Source organism: Pseudomonas mucidolens (assembly GCF_900106045.1).
Classification (GTDB): domain Bacteria; phylum Pseudomonadota; class Gammaproteobacteria; order Pseudomonadales; family Pseudomonadaceae; genus Aquipseudomonas; species Aquipseudomonas mucidolens.
Genome location: NZ_LT629802.1, coordinates 1,838,522 through 1,861,460 on the forward strand (window position 1 = coordinate 1,838,522; position 22,939 = coordinate 1,861,460).

Consider the following 22,939-nt stretch of genomic DNA (forward strand, 5'->3'; position numbering starts at 1 on the left):
GTCACTCCATCATTGAATTCAACGTTTCAGGCGCCAGATTAATACCCAGCTCGGCATGTTCGGGGAGGCCGTCGAGCACTTTCACGTAGGCCTCGGCATGCGTCAGGATCAGGTCGTACAGCTTGTTGCGGATTTTTACCCGCTGCGTGTCGGTGAAGCCTGGGCGGTTTTCCACCTCGGACTGGTCCATCAGTTCGCGAGCAATGTTCATCGCCTTTTCATTATGTTCTCGCTGCGCGTTCAGTTGCGTGATCCCTTCCATCAGTTCGCGGCGGCGTCGAGCCTTGCGCTGGCGCAGTTCCTCCACACGTTTCGGCGCCATGCCGCCACGCAAGCGCAGGCCCAGATCGACGGACCAATGGCCTTGCGCGTCCGATTTCAGCAGCGGGCCGTTTTTTGTCGGCGCGTGCGGGTCAACGATGATCGCGCTGCCATCCGCTTGCGGGTCGACTTGATAGAGATGCCCCTCAACCAGCGCATGCCATGTCTTGCCGATTACGTATAAGCCCCGGAGCATGCCATGTCCAAGCGGTTCGGGGAGGACCGCGGGCCGCGGCACTTGCAAGCGTTGCAGGCGGCTGCGTTGCTCGGCCGTCAGCCCCTGCCGGGCGCTGGCGAAACTGAAGTCCAGGCGCATGCCGGCGGCTTGGGTATGTTCGCCCGGCAAGGCCACCGGTCCTTCAAGAATTCCCGGTGCCGGCGCCGCCGGCCACTGCTCCGGGATGGCGCGCGGGGCAGGCGGGCGCATCGCGTGCTTCTTGAGGGCTTCGGGCAGCGCTGCACGCACGGAGGTGCTGGCGGCGAGGAGCGGCAGCGCGAGCATGCTGAGGTTGAGCAGCAAATCCACCGTGGCCAGTTCCCGGCTGGTCGGATTGTCGCTGCTCAATGCCGGGATATCACGACTGGCGCTGGCGATCAGGTTCCATAACCAAGTGGTGGCCAGCACCGGACCGGGCAAAAAGGGCGCGAGCATCAGCGTACTGAACAGCAGGCTGCCGCCCTCGATAAGCACCGCCCAACGGCTTTCGCTGTTGGAGACCGAGTCCCGGTCGGCCTGGGTAACCAGCGCCCGCGCGTTGCTGCCGTAGAGGTACTGCAGCAGTTTGCCGGTGCGCAGCCATTGCCACAGTTCTTCGTTGACACCGTTGATGGCCAGGGTCGCCGGGGAGGGGATGTCGGGCAGACTGAACTCGTCGCCGGAAAGAAAACGCACAATGTGCGGCTCCTGGAAACCGCCATTGGCATACACCGGACGGTCTGCGTCGGACAACCAGATCAGCACGCTGGTTTGCAGCGCGCCCGGTTTGCCGATGGCGTCCAGCAAGGCCTTGCGTGTCGCGAACTCCTGCAGCGCGGGCGTGTAGAGCGGGCGGTAAAGCACATGCGGGCCAAGGTCAACGTCTTGCGGCTCGATGATGAACATATTGGTCAAGGTGTCGGGCCGGGCTTTGGGCTTGCGCAGCATGGCCAAATGCCGAATGACCACGGGCTGACCGCTGACCTGCTGCGCGGCAGGGTCGGGTTTGAGCACAGCTTCGATAAGCGCCAGGCCCTGGCGCGTCATGCCGTCTTCGTTATTGAGCACCTGCTTCAAGGCTTCCAGCAGCAGCTGGGGCGGCAACTGCTCGGCAAACATCTGTTGACGTTCCTGCGCTTGGGGTGACTCGTCGAACAGTTTCTGTTGTAGATAGCGCGGATAGCGGGTGCCGATGTCAACCTGTTCGATCAGCCCGTTCTTGCGGGTAATGAAGTCGGGCGTTAACCACATGGGAAGTGCCAGGCCCCGGCGATGGCTGAGAGTCAAGTGTCCACTTGGCCGAGCGACGAGATTTTTGATGGCGAGTTCGGTCAGGCTCATCTTTTCTTTCTGGATGAGGCCGGCCGTGCCGGGATAACCGCTGGCCACGGTGAAGGTCAGTTCGACATCGTCGGGCAGGTAGTAGCTGGACGGGAGTCTGACCGGGCTACTGTCGTTGGTTTGCTGCAGTTGGTTGAGCAAAGCATCCGCAGTGAAGGTCTTGATGTCTTTGATGTCGCTGAGAAAGGTCCGGCCTTGGCTGCGTTTTTTGGCGCTGGCGAGTGCCAGGCTGTAGCGCTGGAATTTCGTCCGATCGACGATGGTCGCCGACTTCAACCACGCAGGCATCAGCGGTTTGAGTCGCGCCGACATTTCAGGCGTGGGCCGCGGCGCGTCGAGCAGGTAGCGGGCCGGGTCGCTCAGTTCGTGGTACAGCGCGCGCAGATCCGACAGGCCGATGTGCGAGGGTAACTGCACAGCTTTCAGGTCGGCCAGTTGCTGCTCCAGCAGCATCGCGGCCTGTGCGTCGAAGGCATGGCCGCCAATCTCGTTGCGCTGGCAGGTGGCGGTGTCGACCACGTAACGGCTGGCGATCAACGCACCCCAATGTTGGTCGAAAGCCTCCTGCGAGGCAAAGGACTGGACGTCGCCCTCGGGGCTGCAAAGCAGCCACAATGAGGTGCTTTTGACGGTGTGCACCAGGAGGATTTCGTTGCCGGGCAGCACGTTGCTGACGGTTCCCTGGGTCAGGGTGTAGGTCAGGCTGTAGGCGTAGACGGGGGCCCGGCTGTTATGGTGCAAGCGTTGCTCACGGTCCGGCCAACTGACCAACTGGTTCAGCGCGTCACGGGCCTGCTCGCTGAGGCCTGGCTGTTGCAAACCGCGAATATGCAGCAGGTTTTTCAGCACATCGCCGAGCCAGCGCCAACGGCTGATACCGCTGTCGACCGCGGCGTTCCAATAGGCGGTCAGCGCGTCCTCAAAGCCGATCGGTACGCTCCAGAGCAGCTCCCGCAACATGCTCTCGATGACCTGCATGTCCAGCTCTTTTCCGGCTGACCTGAGGGGGTGCGGCATCTGTGCAGAGAGAAAGCAGGCGCGCCGCTCACCCGTCTTGAAATCCACCGGGACGCCCAGGGCCAGGTAGTCGAGAACCCGCTCCATGAACGGCTGGGTATCCCAGCCACGGGAGGACTCGCTGGGCGTGGCCAGGCGGATCTTGGCGAGGTCGAGGTCGAGTGCCGGGTAGGTTTTCAGGATCGCTTGTTCGAGCATGTGTTGGGCGACCTGCTCGAAGGTCGGACGGCTGGCAAACTGCAGGCTGACACTTTGGGCGAGGGCAGAAGTGCTGTCGACCGGGGACGGCGCGGGCATAAAAAGTCCTTTTCATCAGTTCATGGACGTCGGAATGACGAGGCTGGAAGTATCGCCACCGCGGCGGCTTGGAGGCGGTATGTAGATACCCGCCCAGGGGGGCGTCGTGTGACAGGCTGGTCGGGGACCGCGCGCCGGTAACGCAAAAAAACCGCCAGCAACCGCGCCCGGCCGCGTATTCAATACGCTGCGGGTAACCTCAAGTCGGCACCGCGACCTTGGGCGTGCGGACAAAACTGGCCTATCATGGGTGCCTTTCCCTTTGATGATTGCCCCGTGATGACTGACGCGACGCCCACCTTGTCCACTGAACTTGAAACCTGCGACATGCTCGAAATCGATGGGCTGCACGCTTTCGAGTTCGAATTCGACGCACAGCAGTTGCTGATCATTGCCATGGACGGCCGCGCGGAAAAACGCTGGCGCTTCAGCCGGGAGCAGGTCCAGGCCGCCACGTTTGACCAGACTTTGCAAAGCTGGACCCTTACCGGTGACTCGGGCGAACACCGGCTGATTTGCTTGAGCGCCTTCACTGGCAACAATAACGATGAGGATGAAGCCGATGATGCGTAAATTCTGGCCGCTGCTGATGGCTGGCAGCGTGGGAGCCATGTCGGTGCAGGCCGCGCCCGCGGACACCTATGAGCTGCTGGTGGGCAGTTACACCGCAGGCGCCAGTGAAGGCATCTATCGCCTGCAATTTGACAGCCGCACCGGCCAGTTCAACGGTAAGCCGGTGCTGGCCGCGCAAACCCATAATCCGTCCTGGCTGACCCTGTCCAAAGACCAGAAACGCTTGTATGTGGTCAATGAAAACGGCCCGGGCCAGCACGACCCAGTGGGACGCGTCAGCAGCTACAGCATCGACCCGCAGACCTTTCGGTTGACCTTGGTCAACCAGGTGCAAAGCCTCGGCAACGAGCCGACACATTCAAGCAGCGCCACCGATGAGCGTCATCTGTTCGTTGCCAACTATTCGGTGCTGGAAGATCCGGGCGGCAGTCTGGCGGTGTTGCCCGTGGATGCCGAGGGCAAGTTGTCGGCCCCGGTGCAACTGAGCGGGCATGTCGCCAGCCGCGTCAATCCCGAGCGCCAGGCGTCCAACCATGTGCATTCGGTGGTGTCATCACCGGATGGCAAGTACGTGTTTGCCAACGACCTTGGGGCAGACCGGATCTTTGTCTACCACTATGACCCCAAGGCCAATCATGAACGGCCATTGACGCCGGCCGATCCGGCTTACGTGCAGTTGCCGCCCGGCAGCGGCCCGCGCCATCTGTTGTTCAGCGCGGACGGCAAGCATGCCTGGCTGACCCTGGAGATGAGCGCGCAGATTGCAGTGTTCGACTATCAGGATGGCACGTTGATCCAGCGTCAATTGGTCGACATGGCTGCCGGGCAACCGGTATCGGAGAAGGCGGGTGCCGCGCTGCATGCCTCCGATGACGGCAGGTTCCTCTATGTGAGTAACCGTGGCACCGCCAATCAGATCCTGGTGTTCGCCGTCGATCCGGCCAGCGCGCAGTTGAAGGAAGTCCAGCGCCGTTCGGTGGAAGGCGATCATCCCCGTGAGTTCAGCCTGGACCCGAGTGGTAAGTTCTTGCTGATTGCCAATCAGAAAAGCAATGAAATCGTGGTGGTCGAGCGCGACCCGAAGACCGGTCTGCTGGGTAAAACCACGCAGAAATTACCGATCGACGCCCCGAGCGATATCAAGTTCCTGCTCGGGAAATGAACCAAAGGCCCCGTACAACGGGGCCTGCCTGCTTCTATCAATGGCAGTGATAACAGCTACTGTTTCAAAGAATTTCAAGCGCTAATCCTCCCTGGCGTAAGTTTGCTTCAAGGCTTTCACAAGCCATCAAGCCAACCAGACACAAGGGTTACCGACATGAACTTCAATCTCTTCTCGATCATCGCCGCTTCCGCTGTTTCGGCCACGGTGGCCTTGCCTGCCAGCGCCAGTGTAGACATCCCCGGCAAGGCTTCCAGCACCCGCAGCTACACCCAGAAATACCTGCAACAAAGCGCCAACTTTTATGCGGCGCTGGATCATAAAGTCCAAAGCTGAGTAAGTGCAGAGTGTGCATCTCGGTCGCTGCTACGGTACTGCCGTGGGGCTGCTGCGCAGTCAAACGAACCCCGACCGTGCCAGGTGCGAGCATGCTCGCGAAAAACATCAACGATAACGCGTGCATTCTGGATAATCGCGGTGCATTGAGTTCTTCGCGAGCAAGTTCGCTCCTACATAAAGGCTTGACGGATCAGCATCAGGACAAGCCCTTCGCCACTTTCCGGTTGCCACGCTCCACGGTCAGCCTTGGGTTTTGGCCACTATCGCGATGAACAGGGGCGACTCGAGGAATCGCTGCAACCACGCCTGCAAGCGTCGATACGGGGTCTGTGCAAACCATGCCCGATCAACGTGGGCAAACTGCCGCACGAACGGCATGAGGGCGATATCCGCCAGACTCGGATGGTCAGCCAACAGATAGTCGCGCTCAGCCAGCAGCACTTCCAGTTTCTGCAAAAATACCGCGCCTTCGGCCCGATAATACTCCATCGGTTGCTCCGGGTAGCGCTCGGCATATTTGTAGCGGTTCAGGTGCAATTTGAAGTGCTGATCGTTCTCTTCAATCAACTGCGTCATCGTCGCCTGCGCCGCCGGTTGATCCTGGAGCAACCAGTTTTCGGGATCGTGCTGTGCCAGCGCCCATTGCATGATCGCCAGGCTCTCATCGATCACCTGGCCATCGACACTCAACACCGGCACAGTGCCCTTGGGTGACAGCGCCAGCATCTCGGCCGGCTTGGCCTTGAGGCTGACCTCGATAATCTGCACCGCTACCTGTGAGTAGTGCAGCGCCATGCGCGCCCGCATGGCGTAGGGACAGCGGCGAAACGAATACACCATCACGTCGCTCACTTGACCTCCAGGGTGCTCAAGCCATTGCCCTGGCGCTTGACCTGAATCTGCACCGGAATCCGCTCATGCATTTCCTGCACATGGGAAATCACCGCGACTTTGCGGCCCTGTGCCTGCAAGCCGTCCAGTGCGTCCATCGCCAATTGCAGCGACTCGGGATCGAGGCTGCCGAAACCCTCATCGATAAACAGCGACTCGATCTTCAGCGTGCTCGAGGCCATCGACGCCAGCCCCAAGGCCAGCGCTAACGACACCAGGAAGGTTTCACCGCCGGATAACGAATGCACCGAGCGCAGTTCATCCCCCATTTCCGTGTCCAGCACCAGTAATCCCAGCATGCTGCCCCCGCGCTTGAGGCGGTAGCGGCGCACCAGTTGGCGCAGTTGCACGTTGGCATGGTGCACCAGCAAATCAAGATTGTAGGCCTGGGCGATCTTGCGGAACGTATCGCCGGTGGCCGAGCCGATCAACGCATTCAGGCGGGCCCAGCGCTGCCACTCGTCATACGCCTTGTCGATCGTCAGCGCCAGGGCCTGGTTGGCGTCTTGACGGCGCTGATCCTCGGCTTGACGGGCGCGCAGTTCGGCGCAGTTGTTTTCGCCCTCGTTCAACTGGCGGTTGAGTTCGGTCAGTGCGCTGTCCAACTGCTCGGCCTCCAGGTTGCCGTTGTGCAGGGCCTGGTGATCCTTGAGGCGCTGGTCGCGTTCTTGCAATAGTACCTTGGCTTGCTCGACGGCTTTTTCGCTGTGTTGCAACTGCTGCCGCAGCGCACTGGCTTGCTGGTCATCGACACTCAACAGCTGGGCGAGGCTTGCGTCGTCGAGGTCGGGGTGCAACGCGCGCCAGTCGCCCAGACGAAGCGCGAGTGCCTGTTGCTCGGTTTCCAGGGCGCGCTGGTGTGCTTGCCGGGCCTTGAGGTCGGCGGCCAGTTGGATCAGTTGGTCTCGCGTGTCTTGCAACGCTTGGCTGGCCTGGGCTTCGCTGCTGCGAGCGTGCTCGACGGCCACCTCGAGTTGCTGCTGCCATTGCTCGGCGCTGGTGTGCGTGCCCAGCAGTTCGCTCAGCCGGGTTTGGGCAGCTTGCTGCTGGTTGCTTAGCTCGATGAATTGCTGTTGCGACACCTCCAATTGCTGCTGGCGATGCTGTTGCCGGTCCAGTTCTTTCTCGATGGTTTGCTGGCGCTGCTGGTGGTCGGCCAGCTCTTCACGTTGTTGGCCCACCTGTTCCAGGCGTTGACTGATCTGTTGATCAAGCTGCATGAACGTGGCAGCAGGCTCACGCCGCAGGCCTTCAAGGATCTGCGCCGGCAGCAGCTCGGAAAAGCCATTGAGTTCCTCTTCCAGGCGCTCGCGGTCGTTGCCCAGTTCGCGTTGCTGGTCCACCAAGCGCTGGCGGGCCAGTTGGCTCGCCTCCTGGGCGGCTTGCAGTTGTTGCTGCAGGCGGCCGGCGTTTTGTTGCAGGTTGAGCAGGGCGCCTTGGCGCTGCTCATCCTGGCTGATGCTCTGGGTGAGCTGGCTCAACTGCTGGCTCAGCCACGCGCCGCGTCTGGCGGCGTCCTGATTGAAGAGTGCGGTCGACAGTGGATGGGCTGCAAGAGTGGGCGCCAGCGCCTGCAGCTGGCTACTCAGGTGTTCCTGCTGTATCAGGAATTCTTTTTGCTGGGCGATCAGCCCGCCGACATCGGCCCGCAGTTCGGTCAGTTGTTCCTTGAGGCTGTCGACGGCCGCCTGCGCGTTGGCTTCTTCGCCTTCATCGTGCCGCGTCAGGTTCTGCAGCAGGGCTTCGGGCTGATGATAGGGATGCTCGACGCTCCCGCAGACCGGGCAGGGCTGGTCGTCCTGCAACTGTGTGCGCAGCTCTTCGACGCTGGCGCTACGGGCCAGGCGTTGGCGTTCCAGCAGTTGCCGGGTGACGGTCAGGGTTTGTTCGGCGACGCTCAGCTCTGCCTTGGTTTGCAGGCCTGCCTGGTTCAATTGTTCGCGTTGTTGCTGGACCTTCGCCTGTTTGTCCGCCAGTTCCTGAGTGCGCTGCTCCAGCTGGTGCTGGCTGTCCCATAACCGTGCCAGGTCTTCGAAGGCACGCTGTTGCTTGCGATTGTCTTTGAGCAAGCTATCGAGCAACTGGATCTGTTCGGCAACCGCATGGGGCTCCGCTCCCGCCTCCTGATAGAGCAAGTCCAGGGCGCTGCGCTGTTGCGTCCATTGATCCTGGGCGAGTGCCGCCTGTTGTTCCAGCGTGGGCAGTTCGGCCTGGCCTTGGTTGAGGCGATTGCCGATCAGCATCAACTGTTGCAGACGGTCGCGATAAGCGTTCCAGGCCTCGCCCAATGGCGCCAGCGTGGCGCTCTGCTCAAGTTGCACGGATAATTGCTGCAGGCGGGTGGTGACCTGCTGTTGGCGTTCGTGAAGGGTGCCCAGGGTGGCCTGGCCTTCGGTACAGGCTTTTTCACTGAGCAGCTTCTGTTCGCCGCTCTGGCTCAGGTCGCGGGTCAGGCGCGCGAGGGTGCTGTGCTCCTCGAATGCCTGGCGCAGCAGCGGTACGGCCTCGGTTTGCTGTTTCAAGGCTTCGCTCAAGGCGTTTTGGGCGTTGCCTTGTTGCTGTTGCAATTGCGTCTGGCGTGTGTGCAGCGACGCCTCTTGCTCAAGGTGCTGGCGGATCTGCGCCAGCAGCGGTGGCAATTGATGACCCAGTTCGGCCTGGCGCGCGAAGTGATGACGCTGCGGTGCCAGCTGTTCCAGACGGCTCATGTCCAGGCGTTGCTGTGCCTGGCCTTGCCAATCCCGTTCGGCCTGTTGCAGTTGTTCGAGCGCGCTGTGCTGGCGTGCTTGCCATTCGCGCAACTCCTTGAGCCAGGTGTGTTGCAGTTCCAACTGCTTGAGCTGGGCCTGGCGGGTCTTGAGCTGTTGCTGGGCTTCGTTCAGGTGGGCGTCCAACTCGGCCCGCGCTTCGGCGGCCAGCGGGGTGACGCCGGTGGCCTGGTCCTGCAACAGCTTGTGCGCTTCCTTGGCATCCTTGGCCTTATCGAAGGCGCGGCGCCCCAACCGCGTGTAGAGCGCGGTGTCGGTGAGCTTTTCCAGCAGTTCGCTGCGCTCGTTGTCGTTGGCCTTGAGGAACGCGCTGAACTCACTTTGCGCCAACAGTACCGCGCGGGTGAATTGCTCGAAATTCAAACCCAGCGCCAGTTCCAGTTGGGTCTTGTATTCGGTTTTCTGACTGGCCAGCAGTTGCTCGCTGTCCAGGTCGATCAGGCTTTGCCGGCTGTTTTGCAGTTTGCCGCCGGCCTTGTCCCGTGCGCGGTTGGCCTCCCAGCGCGCACGGTAGCGACGGCCGCTGACGCCGACGAAATCCACCTCGGCATAGCCGCCACCGGTGCCGCGACGAATCAGGGTGCGCGGATCACCAATGGAAATATCGCTGTCGGCATCGGGCATTTTCGCCTGGCCGGTGTCTCCCAACCGTGGTACCGCGCCAAACAGCGCCAGGCACAGCGCGTCGAGCAAGGTGCTTTTGCCGGCGCCGGTCGGCCCGGTAATCGCGAACAACCCGGCGCTGGCCAAGGGTTCGGCGGTGAAATCGATTTCAAACGGGCCGGCCAGCGAGGCCAGGTTTTTCAGGCGGATGGCGAGGATTTTCATGGCTGCTCTGCCTCCTGTTGCACTTCCTGGAGCAGCACGGCGAAATCCTTCAGCGTCTGTTCATCGACGGCATTGCCGTAGTTTTCCAGCCAGGCACGGCTGAACAATTCCTGGGGCGTGAGTTGGTCCAGCTCGATCAATTGGTCTGCGGCGTGGTCTTCGTTGCGACCGGTACCGGCGTATTCGGCGGCAATCCGCACCAGTCGCACGGCCTTGCCTTGCAGGGCGTTTTCCACTTGCTGGCGCAGGTCGGGCTGCGGTTCGTCGAGCCGCACCCGCACTTCCAGCCACGGCTGGCGCTGGGTTTCCGCCAGCAGGTCGACATCGGGCAAGTCCGCCAGTTGCTTGAGAATCTCGGCCAGCGGCGCGGCGTCAAGGCGCTGCAGGTTGACAGCGCGGGGGATCAGGCGAGCTTCGACGTTGACCAGGGTTTCGCCGTCCAATTGCACATCGAGAATCTGGTGCTGGTAGCCGATTTCGGAAAATGACAGTGGAATCGGCGAGCCGCAGTAGCGAATCCGCTCTTCGCCATTCACCCGCTGCGGCTTGTGCAAATGCCCGAGGGCGACATAACTCACGCTCGCATCGAACAGGCTGGCCGGCAGCGCCTCGGCATTGCCGATGATCAGGCTGCGTTCGGAGTCTTCCGAGACCGAACCGCCGGCCATGTGTGCATGACTGATGGCAACCAGCGCCTGGCCGGGCTGGCGCTTGGCATTGGCGGCGGCGATCAGCCATTCATGCACTTGGCCGATTCCGCGCAGATAATCGTCGCCCAACTGCGCGCCAGTGACTTCCGCCGGCCGCAGGAATGGCAGCGCCAGGCACCAACCCACCACCGCACCGCTCTTGTCAGGGAGTGGAATCAGCAGGCGCTCGACATCCAGTTGCCCATCATCGAGCCACAGCACCCGACCCAGTGCATGGGTGCGCAAGCGGCGCATCAAGGGCGCGGGCAATTCGATGCGTGAACCGGAGTCGTGATTGCCGGCGATCATCACGATGGTCAAGTCGGGGTTTTGTTCGTGGGCGCTGATGATGAAGTCGTACAGCCGCTCCTGCGCCTTGAGCGGCGGGTTGACGGTGTCGAAGATATCGCCGGCGATCAGCAGCACGTCGGGGCGCTGCTGCTGGAGTTGCGCCAGCAGCCAGTCGAGGAAACAGGCATGTTCGAAGTCGCGTTCCTGGCCGTGGAGGTTTTGCCCCAGGTGCCAGTCGGAGGTGTGGAACAGACGCAAGGCGAACTCCGTGGAGAATCTGAAAAGAGGGGGAGTTTACCTGTAAACGCCCGCACGTTTGCACCCGTGCAGGCAAAGCGTCCAGGTCATTTTCGTGGTTGCAGACAGTCGAGCACCCGCTCGCTCAGCGTTTGGGCCATGTCGATCAGGTACGCGGTGGCGCAAGCCATGTCGCGGTGTGCGTGGCTCAGGCCTTGCGCCGACTCGGTTGCCGTGCTGGCCGCACAGCGCAGCAGCGTGCAAATACTCGCCATGGCGTCTTCCAGACTCAGGTCTGGGTGGGTGACGAATAGCGGAGGGAAGGGTGGATCGGGGACGATTTTGCTCATGCGTAAGCTCCTACTTGGTTGGGGAGCCATCTTGTGTCGTTTCCACACGACAGATTAGGTGGCAGCCATACGCGGGGTGGAAAACCGAGTAGTAGGACTCAGCCAGACCGAGGTCTGCCCGCGTACAGCCGCCATTGAGCGTTTGCATACGATCATGACGCCTACTTAATCCCAGGTTTCCACACCCGATCGCTGATGTGCAGCGACGGAGCGAAGGCTAGCCAGTGATTGAAGCAGGCGCAAGACCGGAGGATTGTCTAGGAAAAGTCCTGCGAATTAAAGGGATGTGGATTGCTGGCGTTTGACAGCCTATGTCGAAGTGGCGAGGGAGACCCATTCGCCGAGGGCGCAGAGGTAAAAATGCCAGTCAGTTTGGCTGACTGGCATTTCTCCCTATTTCCTTTTTAAAGCCGCGTAGCAGATTAACTCGATGATTTTACACTTCCTACAAACCCTTGGGGTGAGTACTTTATTAAAGTGGCTTGAATGTAAAATTGTCCATGACTATTCCGCCTGTTAAAAAAAACCTTAATAGCACTATTTTATATGGTCTTTGTGAGAAGGTTGCATAAGTCTGATCTTTACGTAGTGCCTGGTGAGTGAGGTAGCCGTTTTCACCCCAAATATCAATTCCACATCCCCATCTGTCCCCAGAGTCAAATGCGTTCATAAAAAAACCAATTTCTGAATAGGCAGACTTAAAATCTATATCTACATAAACGTTTGTTCCAGGGGTACTAACAAGGCGTAGGGATCTTGAACCGATGCCCTCAGGCCTCTCTGCAATGGAAGCTCCCCCTCTTCCGAACTCGGTCCAAACAAAAATATCCATTGTCGGTCCCGTTATAGTTTCGCCGGGACCTATATATTCGATCGGCCACGTTTCGAAATCTTCGAATAAACCCGTCGTGACGGTGTAGCTCGTCTGCGGAAATTCGACGGCTTGCGTCTCATCCGCCCCGGTGAAGGCCACCTTGAGAACTACCCTTATGCCGGGATTCTGTGGGAGGGCCTCCAGCCACGTTCGCAATACCGGTTTATTCACCAAGCCACTTTCAGCCTCCGCGGCTGTGATGGGCACGCCATCGATGACTTTCAAATCGGCTACCCCGCTACTGCTGCAGGTCAGCCAGACCCGCTGCCCGGTCGCGCTTAATGGCCATTTGGCGATTGCCGCCAGTGCGTTGCCGGTAAAGGTAGTCAAGTCGAGTCTTCCACCCTCGGCCACCGCATTGATCAAGGGTTGCGGCAGGCTTGCCACGGGAATGCTGTTGACCTTAACCGTCTGCACTTCGGAGGGGACGGTGGCACCATTGTGCACAATCGAATAACGCAACATCACCGTACTGTTGACGCTGCGGTGAATAAGTTTTTCTGCGGTGAGGTCAAACACTACCTGCCCGCTGTCCTGGCCATCGAGAATGGTTGGATATTCAGTACAGTCCTGGAAGATCCATGTCAGGGTAATGCGATCAGTATTGCTCATACCGTCGTATTTAACGGTCACCTTGGTGTTGGCTTCAATCGCCATTGGTTCAACCGCCACACTCGGCCCGGTGCCGGAAGCACCGCTGATAAACGGATGCGGCAAACTACCAGCCAGCACTTGTACGGTATATTGACGTTCGCGGAACAGCACCGCGTTGGCCTTATCGGAGCCCTGGTCAAAACTGACCCAGAACTTGATGCTCAGCGACGAACCGTCCTTGAGTTTGCGCAATTCGTCCACTGGCGCTGGCGGCAGAATGCCGTTGGCTTCGCCCTCGGCGGTGACCAGGTTATTGGTGTAGGTGGCCTCATAGTAGTTGCTGCCATCGGCGTATACGCCGCGGTACTCCATCCACATGCGCTGGGCGCGATGGATGAAATGCCAGGGGGTGATTATGGTGCGCTCGCTGCCGGTCAGCTTGGATATGTCGAGTATCGGAACTTCACCAATGCCTTCAATGGTCGGGATCGGCAAAGTGGTGAGGTTGAGCAGCAACAGATCGAGCACGAGTGAGGGTATTTGCCGGGTGCCGCGCAGCAGGACGTATTGCACCGCGATCGATTGACCGAGCGGAGAAATATTCGCCCCGACCACACCCGCGGGCACCGTGAAGTCCACGCTTTGCTGGCTGTTGCCGTCCTTGGTCTCGGTGTGACTGCCGATGCCCGGAATCCCGGTCCAGTGGGCGCGGATGCGGTCAGTGGGCAACATCTGCGGGAAGCTGACCCGAATGGTCGCCCCTTGGGTAACGGCTTCCGGGGCCAGTTGGTCGGGGTTGCGGGAAGCTTCAACCACCTCGGGGCGTATCAGGTCGCCCAAGGCTTGGCCGACGGTGACCACCAGCACCTCGGAGCGCAAGGTCGGTTCAGCGCTGGCCGGTATCAGGCTGTAGCTCAGGCGGATCTCGCCATTCAGGTTGGCCACGACAAATGCCTTGTCGACCGGGAACGACAATGGTTTGCCGGCGGTGGCGCTGTTGAGAAGGATGCTGTCCTCGGTGCTGCCGCCCAGTCCGCTGCCGACCCAGTTCCAGTTGAAGGTGTCGCCCACCACGGTGTTGACATACGGCAGGGTGACGATGGCCTGACCAATCACGTCGTCCGGGTCGAGGTTGCCGTGCTCATCCACACCGCCGAGTAGCGGTTTTGGCATCACCGCAACGCGCTCGCCAAATTGCACGGTCAAGTCCTCGGACTTGCGAACCGTCAGTACGCCGGCACCTGGCCCACCGACCTGGCCGTCGTCGACCCGATAGAAAACCTTCACATCCCCCAGGCCGACAAAGCGCAAAAAATCATCGCGCAACACAATTCGAAAGCGCGTCGGTGGTGGTGGATCACCGGCGAGCAAGGTTTGTTCATAGAACTCCATGCCGCCACCGGGGCGTATGGCTTCCATGTGCAAGGTCACGGAGTAGTTCGGGTCGTAGGGCTCGTACACGGGGAAGTTAACTGTGATGTATTCGATCGAAGGGTCGATCAGGCCGGCATCGTCCTCCACCACGTCGACTGCCGGCATGTTCGAGACGGTGCCAAAGATGGTCACCGTCAGGCGTCCGGAAGTGCCGAGCACGCTGCCCAATGGAAACTGCAGTTGATAAGAGATTTGCATGGAACCGTTGATCAGCGTCTTGATATCGGCGTTGTCGACAAGGGCCGTATCGGAACGGCCTGGACGCGCGGTGTAGGGCGCCAGCTGCACAACGTGCGGCGAGCCATCGGCGCGAATGCCGGTCAGCGTGATGACCACCTGGGTTCCCACCGGGGTTGGAGTACCGTCGGGAAGTTGCCGGGGAGCGGTCACTTCAACCTCAAACAGAGCGTCGCCGTGGGTATCGAAATTGATCTGGGTATTGTCGTAACCGTCCACCAGGAAATACGGGCGCTCCAGCAGATTAGGATCAAGGTCGCTTTCCAGGTGCACCGCTTGTGACCATTGCTGCACGGGGCCGGAGAAGTTCAGCACCTCATCGTGCGCCCGGAACCGGATGGTCAGCAGGCCGCTGCCGTTGGGACGGTTGATCACCTCCGGCTCAACCCGCACCTCGATGGGCTTGGCCCCGGACAGGTGATCGGCGTCCAGCAACAGGCTGACCAGATGGCCGTTCCAGTAGACCTCAAGGGTGTCGCGAATATGCATCTCGGGGTAAGGGTCAACGGTGAGTACCACCCCCAGCGCCGCGCGGTCGGCGTCCAGCACCGCGCCCGGCACTTGCAGGTCGGCGGGCAGGTGAATGTGCAGCTCGGAGTGATAAGGCAGGCCGGGGTCCTGATCGACACCGCCAGGGCGGGTGTTCTTGATCAGCCAGGTCTGCGGGGGCGAGGTGCTTTCATTGCCGCTGCCGGCGCGCAGCACCCGTCCGAAACAGTCGGGGACCCATCCCAGCGGCACCAGTTCTTGAGGAATTGCCAAATGATAGCGGTCCTGGGTTTCTTCGCCCGGACGGATTTCCCCCCATGCCAGAGGAATGGCCTGGCCACCCATGTAGAACTCGTAGACATCGCCGACGTTCAGCTCAAACCATTTGTCAAAGGTCACAGACAGGTGGTTTTCGATGTGGCGGATACCCAGGCCCAGGTCGGCATCGATTACTGGCATCACCGGGTTGGCCGGATAAGGTGCGTCGAGGTCTTCGACGCGCACACTCTGTGTCGGGTACACCGCAAGGGGCTGCTTGAATGGCGCAGGGAACTGGAAGGGAGTGCGTGGCTTGTCAGACATGGCGGGAGCTCCTTGCGGGAAGCGCCAGAGGGCGCGGGACAAGGAAATCAGATACCTGCTGGGCAGGCTTGCCTAGCTGTCAGAATTGACAGTGGCGACGAATGGTCGTGATAGCCAGGTACGGCAAAAGCCGGCCAGTTGAGTGAACACCCAGCCCGAGGCAGTGAGGATCAGCTGTGGGAGTGCCCGCCGAGTGGTTTGATGTAGGGCTGTCGTGCTGCTGATTGAGGGGGTGTTCGGTCCGAGCAGGGTGGTTTTTGTGTGTTTGGCTTGAGAAACACCCCTCACCCCAACCCTCTCCCCAGAGGGGAGAGGGGGCTGATCGGGGGATATTGGCGGTTTGCATCGACCTGAAAGATCGGATTTGAATCCATAATCAAAACAGTTTTTCAGGTCGCCCATTTTCTCAGCACACATCGGTCTGTCCCCTCGCCCCTTTGGGGAGAGGGTTAGGGTGAGGGGAGGCTGCCGGCGCGCTTACTTCGGATACAGCGGCGGCAACCCGCCGTTATCCGAGCCGGGTTCCTGTTCGCGTTCGGCCATCGGAATCACCTTAACCGCCCGCCATATTTCCTCGCCCTGCCAAAACTGCCCGGTTTCGCTGTACAACGCTCCGTTCAAGCCATCCAGGGCGTCGGACAGCGGCACAAACCGTGCTGCCATGTCCGCCAGGGTTTCCGGTTGTTGGCGGGCCCAGGCATCCAGTGCCTGGCGGGTGGCTTGAGGATCGTTGGCCTGGCTGGCGCGCTTCAGATCGTCGAGCAAGGACCGCGGGCTCGGGCCAGTCTGCGCGGCACGCAGTACCGCTGGTTGCGTGCGCGCACGCCACCACAGGCCAAAACCCAGCAGCGTGGTGAGGCCGAGGAGCAGACTGCTGAGCTGCCAGACCCACAGCCGATCATCATCAGGCGCGGTAATGATGATTGGCGTGGCCGGGGTATCCACCACCAGGCTCGGGTTATTCGCCACTTGCAGGGTGCGGGCCGGTAGGCTGGTGCGTTCCAGGTGGTCTTCATGGGTGTTCCACCACACTATTTCCACCGCCGGCAGTTCCACGCTGCCGGCGCGGTTGGGCACCAAGGCTTCCCGGTCTTCGCGGCTGCCGATCACGCCGCGCTCGCCGTTCTGATTACTCAGGACTGGCTGGTCCGGGTAGCGGCGCAGGCCATTGACTTCAGTGCTCGGCAGCGCAGGTAACTGGGCGCCGGCAAGACCCTCGGCCTTGAGGGTCAGGCTGCGGGTCAGGGAGTCGCCGACCTGGACGTGATCCGGCTCCGGGTTCCAGCTTTCACTCAGACTCAAGCTGCTGGCGGGTAGCCAGGCGGTATCCGCTGGATAGAGCGCGGGTTTGGCTTTGACCGTCAGCGCGATTGCGGTGGAGCTGACATGCAGCAGCTTGCCCGGTTTCGGGCCCTGGGGCGCGGCGTCCTCGGCAGTGCGCGGTTCGACCATGGTCGCGGTGAATACCTGCGCGGGAATCAACAATTGGCCGCTGTGTTGCGGGTAGATTCCGTAGCGCATCTCGATCACGCCATGGCGTACGCCGTTGATGACCTTTTCGTAGGTGCGCGCATCACCGAGTTGTTCGACGCGGGCATCGGACAGTTGCAGCGGCGTCAGGCTGCTGTCGTCGTACATCGCCAATGAATGGTAAATGCGCACCGTCAGCAAGGCCTGGGCCTGGACATAAACCGTGTCCTGGTCGAGGCTGCTCTCGATGAAGACCGGCGCCAGCGTGTTGGCAGTCTCCTGTTGATTCAGCGTCGCGAGGATTTGCAGGTTGATCGGCTGGGTCTTGAGCGTGCCCAATTGCAATGACGGGATGATCACGCTGCCGCTTTGTTTGGGCAGCAGAGTAATGATCCAGCGGGTAGTGGCGTGATTGTCACCGTCCAGGGTCGTGAGCTGATTGATCTGACGGGTTCCACGTACTTCGAATTGCGCTTCCAGGGGCGCCAGATCAGGTTTGCCGAACTGGGTGGCATCATTCGACTCCAGCGTCAGCTCCAGCGTTTCTCCGGCATTCAGCTGGCTGCGGTCGACGCTGGCAATGAGGTCGGCTGCCTGGGATTGGCAGGTCCACATTGCGAGCACAAGAACAGCGGAAGTACAGCGGCTCATCGAATCTTGTCCTGATGTTGTTGCTGTTCGTACCAGAATTTGCGTCGCAGCAGCTCGCCGGGGTTGTCCGGGATCTGTCGCAGCCATTGCTCCATGGCCTGGCGATGCTCATCGTCAAGGACATCGCCCGCCGGACGCAAGGGCGGGGTGGTGGTCTGTTGATCATCGAGTTCGCTGCCGGGGACCTCGTTGCTGTCCGTGGGCGGTGAGGCGCCGGTTTGCGTTTCGTCTGTACCCGCCTGAGCAGCGCCCTGGGGCGAATGTTCGCTGCTGCTTGCGGGCTGGCCGCTGTCACCAGGCTGCGCAGTTTGGCCGGGTTGGGTGGATTCGTCACCCTCGTTCTCGGCGGGCGTCGGCGGCTCGGGTTCTTCCTCCAGCAGTTTTTCCACCAGGACCTTGTTTCTCAGGGCCGGTTGCAGGTCGGGCTGAGCCTCAAGTGCCTGTTCGTAGGCGTCTAGCGCGGCCTCCAGCGCTCCGGACTTGGCCAGTGCGTTACCGCGATTGTAGTGGGAATACGCGTCGCTGCCTTCGGCGAAACGTTTGGCCGCTTCGCCATAGTTACCCGCTTCATACAGTGCCACGCCTTGCCATTGCACATTTTCGAAATGCTCGGCGGCCTCCGCGGGGCGCTTGTGCTTGAGCAGGTATTGGCCCTGTTGGTCGGGGCGCAGCCACAAGTCCTGAAAGTCAAAGGCATAGCTCGGTTGCGGTGCCCCCAATAACAGCAGCGGCAGGCAGAACAACCAGCCACGACGCCCAGCGCAGGCGGCAAGCAGCAACAGCGGCAGGAGCAGCCAGTAACCTTGATCGGCCCACGTGTCCAGTTGCAACAGCTGGCCGTCCTTGCGCAGGTTTTGCGGGCCGTCCAGCAACCCGAGGCCGCGCAGGTCTCTATCATCCAGACGGGCCTGGCGATAACGGCCGCCCATCTCGCTGGCAAAGGCCTTGAGGGCAGGGCTGTCGAGGCGCGGCACGAGGATTGCGCCGTGTGCGTCTTTGAGGAACTCACCGTTTTCCTGAGTCACCGGTGTGCCTTCCCGGCTGCCGATGCCGAGGATCGACAGACTCGGCGCCTGGCCTTGCAGCAGCAGGCGAATGCTCTGGCGCTCCGGCTTGGACAGCGATGAGCCAATCAGCAGCAAGCGACCTTGGCCAAGGCCGCCATGTTTGAGCAGGTCCAGGCCTTTCTCAACGGCCAGGTCGGCGCGGTGGCCCGTCTCTGGCATGAGGGATGGGCGCAGGGCTTCCAGGAGGTTGCGGCTAGTGGCCAGGTCGTCGGACAACGGCACCAGGACATGTGCGCTGCCGGCGTACACGACAATCGCGGTTTGCGCATCGCTGCGCGCCTGAAGCAGGTCGAACAGCTTGCGTCGTGCCTGCTCCAGGCGGTTGGGCGGGCTGTCGGTGGCGAGCATTTCGGGGGTCAGTTCCAGCAGTACCACCAGCGGGTCGGCGGGCTTCTGGCTGATTTGCTCGACCCGCTGCCAGCTCGGACCGAGCAGCGCCAATATCGCCAACAGCCAGGCCAGGCCCAGGATCAACCACGGCGATTTACTTTCACGGCCATTGCCGCCACTGAGCAAGGCGGCATGGAAAGCCCGAGGCAGGATCATTTGCCAGCGCCCGGCGCGTTTCTGTCGATGCCACAGTTGCCACAGTAGCCAACCGAGCAACGGCAGCAATAACAGCCACCACGGGCGGAACCAGTGCGGCCATAGCGCGATCATCGACGCCTCCGCAAACGCAGGCGGTTGAGGCGTTGACGCCATTGTGGATGTTGTTGCAGAAACTGCGCTTTGGTCGTGAGCCTGTTGAACAGGCGCTGCAAGGCGTTGTCCGGCCAGCGCTCCTGAATCACTAGCAGCATGCTGAGGATCAACGCCAGCGCCAGTGGGCCGCTGTAGAGCGCCTGGGCCGCGCGGGCCCGGGTCGGTTGCTGAGTGACGGGCTCGAGCTGGTCGAGGGTTTCCTTGATGGCTTCGAGTTCTTCGCCGTCGTGGGCGCGGAAGTAGCGCCCGCCGGTGGCTTCGGCAATTGCCTTGAGCGCCGGTTCATCGAGGTCCAGGCTCGGGTTCAAGCCGAGCATGCCCGAGGTGCCGGTCTGTTCAGGGGTGGCGCCAATGCCAATGGGGTAGATCTTCACACCTTCTTCGGCGGACAGGCGGGCGGCGGTCAGCGGGTCGATTTCGCCACCGTTGTTGGCGCCGTCGGTCACCAGGATCAGCACCCGGCTTTGTGCCGGCCGTTGGCGCAGGCGTTTCAGGGCCAGGCCGATGGCATCGCCGATGGCCGTGTTTTTCCCGGCGATACCAATGCGTGCCTCATCCAGCCAGGTGCGCACGGTGCGTCGGTCAAACGTCAGCGGTGCCTGGAGATAGGCCTGGCTGCCAAACAGGATCAGGCCCACGCGGTCACCTTCGCGGCCTTCAAGAAAGTCGCCGAGCAGGTGTTTGACCAGGCTCAGGCGGCTGACGTCTTCGTCCTGCCATTGCATGTCGGGGAAATCCATGGACCCGGACACATCGACCGCCACCAGCAGGTCACGCCCGCTGGCGGCAATCGGCAACGGTTCGCCGAGCCACTCAGGACGGGCGGCGGCGCTCAACAGCAGCAGCCACAGGACCACGAATGGCGCCTGTTGGCGCCAGCCGGGCAGGCTGACCCGTGCCCGACGACGCGCCAGGGTTTCCAGGTCGCCGAGGAAGCTGACTTTCAGCGCGGGTTCACCGCTGTCGGCGGTCGGCAGGACAACCCGCATCAACCATGGCAACGGCAACAAGACAAAGACCCACGGCCAGGCGAACTCAAACATGTTTGCGAATCCAGGTGTCGACGGCTTGAGTCAGGCCGGCGATGGCCTTGTCATCGAGTTTGCATTCGGGTTTGTAGGCGCCTTCCACCAGCACCATCCAGCGGGTCAGGCCCGCGGCCGGGCAGCGGTTGTCGAGAAAGGCCAGCCATTTACGGCCATTGAGGGTGTGGCTCTGGCTGTAAGGATAGTCATTGCGGCACAGGCGCTTGAGCAGGCCGTTCAACTGTTGCAGCCAGGCGCCGGCGGGGGCGCCATCGTAAGGCTTGGGCATCCGCGCCAGTTCCGCGAGGGCGGCGATACGTAACGGGTCCAACGGCTGCTCGTCACGCGTCAACGGGCGTTTGGCGGGCAGGAAGCGGCGCAGCGACCAGACGCCCCAGAAAACCAGCGGAATCATCAGCAGCAACAGCCACCAGCCCGGTGCGGGTGGCCAGAAACCGATGGCCGGCGGGGCGATCAGCGGTTGCAGTTGATCCAGGCTGCTCATGGTTTTTTAACCGGGCGTTGCGGGTTGAGGTATTCGCGCAGTTGCTCGACCATTTCGCTCTGGGTACTCAACGGCATCAACAGCACCCGTAGTTTTTGCGCGAGCAGTTCCCAGCGGGTGATGCGGGCTTCGGACTGAGCCTTGTAGGCCTGGCGCAGATCGAAGTTCAAGGTGTCCAGTTCCAACTGCGCGCCGCGCTCGGCAAAACGCAACAGGCCGGCGGCGGGCAAGGCATGATCCAGCGGGTCGGAAACCGGCAACAGTAGCAGGTCGCAATGGCGTGACAGCAGGCTCAGTTGTTGTTCGGCACCTTCGGTAAGGGCGCGTTCGTCGCAGATCACGATCACCAGGCTGCCGGGACGCAGCACTTCGCGACCGCGGCGCAGGGCCATGCCGAGGGCATCGGCTTCCGGCTGGCCTTCGGTGGTGAGGCCCTGGTTGACCCGCACCAGGCGGTTGAGCAACTGCAGCAAGCTCTGCTTGCTGCGCCGGGGCTTGATTTCGTAGTGCTCGTTGTCGCCGAATACCAGCCCGCCGACCCGGTCGTTATGCCCCAGCGCCGCCCAGCCGATCAGGCTTGCCGCCTGCGCCGCGAGTACCGACTTGAACATCTGTCCGGAGCCGAAGAACAGCCGGCGGCTTTGCTCCACCATGATGAAAATTGGCCGTTCGCGCTCCTCATGAAACAACTTGGTATGGGGTTCCTGGGTGCGGGCGGTCACGCGCCAGTCAATGGTGCGTACATCGTCGCCGGCCTGATAAACCCGAACCTGATCGAAGTCGACCCCGCGTCCGCGCAATTTCGAGTGATGCAGGCCGATCAACGGGCTGCGCTGGCTTGGCGTGGAAAAAAGCTGCACTTCCCGTACGCGATGACGCATCTCGATCAATTCGCCCAGGGTCACGCGGATACCGGATTCGTCAGCGTTCATGGGGTTCAAGCGACGGCTACGACGTCGAGAATGCGTTGCACCACTCGGTCCTGGTCAATGCCGGCGGCTTCGGCCTCGAACGACAAAATGATGCGATGGCGCAGCACATCGAACAGCACCGCCTGGATATCTTCCGGGCTGACAAAGTCGCGACCGGCCAGCCAGGCGTGGGCGCGGGCACAGCGATCGAGCGCGATCGAGCCCCGAGGGCTGGCGCCATAGGCGATCCACTCGGCCATTTCCGCATCGAATTTGGCCGGGGTCCGGGTGGCCATCACCAACTGCACTAGGTATTCCTCCACGGCGTCGGCCATGTACAAACCGAGGATTTCTTTGCGCGCGGCAAAGATCGCCTGCTGGCTGACCCGGCGCTCGGGCTTGGTTTCACCGTTGAGGGCTTCGCCACGCGCCTGCTGCAGGATCCGGCGTTCGACCGCGGCGTCGGGGAAACCGATCTTGACGTGCATCAGGAACCGGTCGAGCTGGGCCTCGGGCAGCGGATAGGTGCCTTCCTGCTCGATCGGGTTTTGTGTGGCCATCACCAGAAACAACGGCGACAGCTCGTAAGTACTGCGCCCGACGCTGACCTGGCGCTCGGCCATGGCTTCAAGCAAGGCCGACTGCACCTTGGCCGGCGCACGGTTGATTTCGTCGGCGAGGACCAGGTTGTGAAAGATCGGACCTTGTTGAAACACGAAGCTGCCAGTTTCCGGGCGATAGATCTCGGTGCCGGTGATGTCGGCGGGCAGCAGGTCGGGGGTGAACTGGATGCGATGGAACTGGGCTTCGATGCCTTCGGCCAGCTCCTTGATGGCTTTGGTCTTGGCCAGGCCGGGAGCGCCTTCAACCAGCATATGGCCGTCGGCGAGCAGGGCAATGAGCAAGCGCTCGATGAGTTTTTCCTGACCGAGGATCTGCGTTGAAAGAAAGGTTCGCAGCGCAAGCAGCGCTTCACGATGTTCCATCGATGACGGTTCCTGGAAAGATGAGCCTGGGAATTGTGAAAACGCCAAGGCCTGGGGAGCTTACTTTAATCCATCGAGGGGCCCGGCGACTAACGGCGTGCGGGGTATTTTT

Annotated in this window: 15 protein-coding genes; 3 read left to right on the top strand and 12 right to left on the bottom strand. The window is 61.3% G+C overall.

Features of this window, described 5'->3' with window-relative positions:
• Window position 1: 1 nt before the first annotated feature.
• Window positions 2-3,172 (bottom strand): dermonecrotic toxin domain-containing protein, encoded by a 3,171-nt coding sequence (locus BLU75_RS08815; protein ID WP_231982631.1) that lies wholly within the window; start codon window positions 3,170-3,172, stop codon window positions 2-4.
• Window positions 3,173-3,451: 279 nt separating this feature from the next.
• On the opposite strand from BLU75_RS08815, the gene BLU75_RS08820 reads away from it, so the two are divergent.
• The 3 genes from BLU75_RS08820 to BLU75_RS08830 all read left to right on the top strand — a co-directional run bounded on the left by BLU75_RS08820 (window position 3,452) and on the right by BLU75_RS08830 (window position 5,243).
• A complete protein-coding gene (locus BLU75_RS08820) occupies window positions 3,452-3,745 on the top strand; it encodes a DUF5629 family protein (RefSeq protein ID WP_084380197.1) in 294 nt (97 codons plus the stop codon).
• A complete protein-coding gene (locus BLU75_RS08825) occupies window positions 3,735-4,907 on the top strand; it encodes a lactonase family protein (RefSeq protein WP_084380195.1) in 1,173 nt (390 codons plus the stop codon). The genes BLU75_RS08820 and BLU75_RS08825 overlap by 11 nt, the downstream gene beginning before the upstream one ends.
• A 156-nt stretch (window positions 4,908-5,063) precedes the next feature.
• Window positions 5,064-5,243 (top strand): hypothetical protein, encoded by a 180-nt coding sequence (locus tag BLU75_RS08830; protein WP_084380193.1) that lies wholly within the window; start codon window positions 5,064-5,066, stop codon window positions 5,241-5,243.
• Window positions 5,244-5,486: 243 nt separating this feature from the next.
• Here BLU75_RS08830 and BLU75_RS08835 read toward each other — a convergent pair whose 3' ends face one another.
• The 11 genes from BLU75_RS08835 to BLU75_RS08885 all read right to left on the bottom strand — a co-directional run bounded on the left by BLU75_RS08835 (window position 5,487) and on the right by BLU75_RS08885 (window position 22,827).
• A complete protein-coding gene (locus BLU75_RS08835) occupies window positions 5,487-6,086 on the bottom strand; it encodes a glutathione S-transferase (protein WP_373863656.1) in 600 nt (199 codons plus the stop codon).
• Window positions 6,087-6,094: 8 nt separating this feature from the next.
• Window positions 6,095-9,733: an AAA family ATPase gene (locus BLU75_RS08840; protein ID WP_084380189.1), complete on the bottom strand. Its 3,639-nt coding sequence runs from the start codon at window positions 9,731-9,733 to the stop codon at window positions 6,095-6,097.
• On the bottom strand, window positions 9,730-10,971 hold the full coding sequence (locus BLU75_RS08845) for an exonuclease SbcCD subunit D C-terminal domain-containing protein (protein WP_084380187.1): 1,242 nt from the start codon (window positions 10,969-10,971) through the stop codon (window positions 9,730-9,732). The genes BLU75_RS08840 and BLU75_RS08845 overlap by 4 nt, the downstream gene beginning before the upstream one ends.
• Before the next feature lie 86 nt (window positions 10,972-11,057).
• Window positions 11,058-11,300, bottom strand: a complete 243-nt coding sequence (locus BLU75_RS08850) for a DUF6124 family protein (protein ID WP_084380185.1) — start codon at window positions 11,298-11,300, stop codon at window positions 11,058-11,060.
• Window positions 11,301-11,772: 472 nt separating this feature from the next.
• Complete coding sequence (locus BLU75_RS08855) at window positions 11,773-15,510, bottom strand: hypothetical protein (protein ID WP_090221416.1); 3,738 nt, start codon at window positions 15,508-15,510, stop codon at window positions 11,773-11,775.
• A gap of 477 nt (window positions 15,511-15,987) precedes the next feature.
• Window positions 15,988-17,631 (bottom strand): BatD family protein, encoded by a 1,644-nt coding sequence (locus BLU75_RS08860; protein WP_084380181.1) that lies wholly within the window; start codon window positions 17,629-17,631, stop codon window positions 15,988-15,990.
• Complete coding sequence (locus BLU75_RS08865; protein WP_084380179.1) at window positions 17,628-19,358, bottom strand: tetratricopeptide repeat protein; 1,731 nt, start codon at window positions 19,356-19,358, stop codon at window positions 17,628-17,630. The genes BLU75_RS08860 and BLU75_RS08865 overlap by 4 nt, the downstream gene beginning before the upstream one ends.
• Complete coding sequence (locus tag BLU75_RS08870; protein WP_084380177.1) at window positions 19,355-20,443, bottom strand: vWA domain-containing protein; 1,089 nt, start codon at window positions 20,441-20,443, stop codon at window positions 19,355-19,357. Before BLU75_RS08870 ends, BLU75_RS08865 begins: the two co-directional genes overlap by 4 nt.
• Window positions 20,436-20,930, bottom strand: coding sequence for a DUF4381 domain-containing protein (locus BLU75_RS08875; RefSeq protein WP_084380176.1), 495 nt, complete (start codon window positions 20,928-20,930; stop codon window positions 20,436-20,438). Before BLU75_RS08875 ends, BLU75_RS08870 begins: the two co-directional genes overlap by 8 nt.
• Window positions 20,927-21,862: a DUF58 domain-containing protein gene (locus BLU75_RS08880; protein WP_084380174.1), complete on the bottom strand. Its 936-nt coding sequence runs from the start codon at window positions 21,860-21,862 to the stop codon at window positions 20,927-20,929. Before BLU75_RS08880 ends, BLU75_RS08875 begins: the two co-directional genes overlap by 4 nt.
• A gap of 5 nt (window positions 21,863-21,867) precedes the next feature.
• The gene (locus tag BLU75_RS08885; RefSeq protein ID WP_057959832.1) at window positions 21,868-22,827 is read right to left on the bottom strand and encodes an AAA family ATPase; all 960 of its coding nucleotides are present in this window, start codon (window positions 22,825-22,827) and stop codon (window positions 21,868-21,870) included.
• Between the last annotated feature and the right edge of the window lie 112 nt (window positions 22,828-22,939).